This window comes from Nioella sp., from assembly GCF_964229645.1.
Taxonomy (GTDB): Bacteria; Pseudomonadota; Alphaproteobacteria; order Rhodobacterales; family Rhodobacteraceae; genus Nioella.
On sequence record NZ_CAXREX010000176.1, the window covers coordinates 1 to 2,334 of the forward strand.

General features: G+C 65.3%; 2 protein-coding genes and 1 pseudogene. All 3 read right to left on the minus strand.

The annotated features are described in order from the left end of the window. Positions 1-424, minus strand: a pseudogene (locus tag ACEQXV_RS11565) (mandelate racemase); the annotation flags it as partial. A gap of 101 nt (positions 425-525) precedes the next feature. Then, the gene (locus tag ACEQXV_RS11570) at positions 526-1,638 is read right to left on the minus strand and encodes a mandelate racemase/muconate lactonizing enzyme family protein (RefSeq protein ID WP_370269266.1); all 1,113 of its coding nucleotides are present in this window, start codon (positions 1,636-1,638) and stop codon (positions 526-528) included. Continuing rightward, entirely contained in the window at positions 1,635-2,240 is a 606-nt protein-coding gene (locus ACEQXV_RS11575) for a dimethylsulfonioproprionate lyase family protein (RefSeq protein WP_370255233.1), read from the minus strand. Before ACEQXV_RS11575 ends, ACEQXV_RS11570 begins: the two co-directional genes overlap by 4 nt. Positions 2,241-2,334 lie beyond the last annotated feature (94 nt).

Genomic DNA, 2,334 nt, shown 5'->3' on the forward strand with positions numbered 1-2,334 from the left:
TGCGGGCGATGTCGCGGGTCACGTCGCCGCCGATCTTGATCGAATGGGCGATATAGCCCCGGTCGCGGTAACGCTGCATGACGGCGCGGGTTTCCTCGACCGTCTTGGCCCCGACCGACGACGCGATGGGGCGCGGCGTGCGGCTGCCGCCGCCCATGAGATCGGCAATCGGCAAGCCCGCCGCCTGACCGGCAATGTCCCAGCAGGCCATGTCGATGGGGGATTTCGCATAGAGATGACCGGGTAATGCGAGGTCCATGGAGCGTTCCACGTCGAGCACCCGGCGTGGATCGAGGCCCAGTACAAAGGGGGCCATGGTCTCGATCCCTGCCCGGATGCCGGGGCCGTGGGCGGGCACATAGGTGTGGCCCCAGGGGGTTCCCTCGCCCCATCCGGTGATGCCGTCGTCGGTCTCCAGCTTCACGAAAGTGGCGTCGAGCGTTTCAAACTTCAGCCGCCCGCCCGAGAGCCACTAGGGATGTTCCAGCGGCAGATCGACGTGAAAAACGGTGATCCGGGTGAGTTTCATGCGGGCTCTCCATACTGTGCAACGGGTGCGCCGAGGCTGTCGAAATCGGGTGTGACGCCAAGACCCGGCGTGTCGGGCGCGTAGAGTTTGCCGTCCTTCGCCACCGGCCCGCCGATGCCGGTTGAGCGGGTGTTGTAGGTCATGAGATCGGTGGTGTTCTGTAGGTAGTCGGGCAGGGTCGAGGCCGCGAAATCGGCCACGACGGAGGAGGTGATCTCTCCGCCCCATGTATCTTCGCTGACCACGGGGATACGGTTTTCGACAAGGTAATCGCGCACCCGGCGGGCCTTCGAGAGCCCGCCGAGGTTGGAAATCTTGAGGCAGCAGATCTCGGCCCCGCGATCGGCCACGATGCGCTGCGCAGCGGCCATGCCTGTCACGCATTCATCGAGCTTCATGGGCTGCTCTGCCACGCGGCGGACCTGCAGGCATTCCTCGTAGGTGCGGCAGGGCTGTTCGAGGATGAAATCGAGATCGCGGGTCGCGCGCGCCACGCGGATGGCGTTATCGACGCGCCAGCCCTGGTTGGCATCGGCCATGGCTTTCTCGCCCGGTTTCAGAAGCGGCACGGTGGCGCGGATGCGGTCGATGTCGCTGGCCCAATCGCCGCCCACCTTGATCTGGAACTGGCGGCAGCCTTGGGCACGGTAGCCTTCCATCTCGGCAATCGTTTGCTCGGTGCCCTTCTGCGGGGCGACGCGATACATGGGCGCGCCATCGGTCAGTTTCCCTCCGAGCAGCATCCAGACCGGTTGATCGCAAGCCTGCCCGAGAATGTCCCAACAGGCGGCATCGAATGGCGCTTTCGCATAGCCGTGACCCTGAACGGCATGGTCCATGATGGCTTCAATCCGGGCCACCTGGCGCGGGTCCTCGCCCAGAAGGCAAGGGGCCACGAGGCGGGCCAGCGCCTCGACCCCTTCCGAATGGGCGACCATGTAGTTTTCGCCGCAGGGGGTGAATTCGCCGCAACCTTGCAGGCCCGCATCGGTGTCGATCACGACGACGCTGGCGATTGCGGTCTCGATGGCGTTGCCCGCCCCCCAGACATAGGCCCCGCCCAGGTAAGGCAGCGGCGTCTTGTAGATGCGGATGCTGGTGATTTTCATGGCTCACCGTCGGGATGGGTCAGGACGGGTTTTACGCTCATGTTGCCGCGCCAGAGAACGAGAGCCATGAAGGGATGGGCATGGGTGCGCGTGGCGTGGGGCCTGTTCGAAGGGTGAAAGACGTGATCGCCCGGGCGCAGCGTCTTGGAGGGGGCGCCCTCCATCAGGAACTCGGCCTCACCTGCCAGAATGAAGTAAAGCTCTTCTGCCGGGTGATGGTGATATGGGTAGTAAAGCCCTGGCGGCATATAGACCACGTAGGCACCAAGGCTGTCGCTGACAAAGGGGCCACCGCTGCCGACCAGGCAATAGCAGGCGAAGCGGTTCATGAAATCCGGCCCCATCCGGGTGCCCTTGTAGGTCTCGCGCCATTGGGCATGGGGGCTGGCGGCGATGAAAGCATCGCGCATCGCCTCGAACCCGTCGGAAAAGAGCCCGTCGTCCTCCTCCATCAAGCGCGCGGCGGGAATGTCGTGGGGCATCACAGGCTGTTCGGCGAGGCTGTCTGGCAGGGGGGCAAAACTGGCAATCGCGGGGCAGGCGGCATGGAGCGCCCGGAGCTCCGCCAGGCAGCGCTCAAACGCTGCACGCGCGCCGATCATGTCCGCCCCATGCGCGGCACACCCGAAAGCCCGGCCCCCCGCCACAGGACAAGCGCCAGGACGGGGCTTGCGCCCGTTGTCATCTGGTGGGGCT

Excerpts from the sequence above, each read along its gene's own strand:
- ACEQXV_RS11575 (WP_370255233.1), bottom strand. The coding sequence starts at position 2,240 with ATGATCGGCGCGCGTGCAGCGTTTGAGCGCTGCCTGGCGGAGCTCCGG.
- ACEQXV_RS11570 (WP_370269266.1), bottom strand. The coding sequence starts at position 1,638 with ATGAAAATCACCAGCATCCGCATCTACAAGACGCCGCTGCCTTACCTG.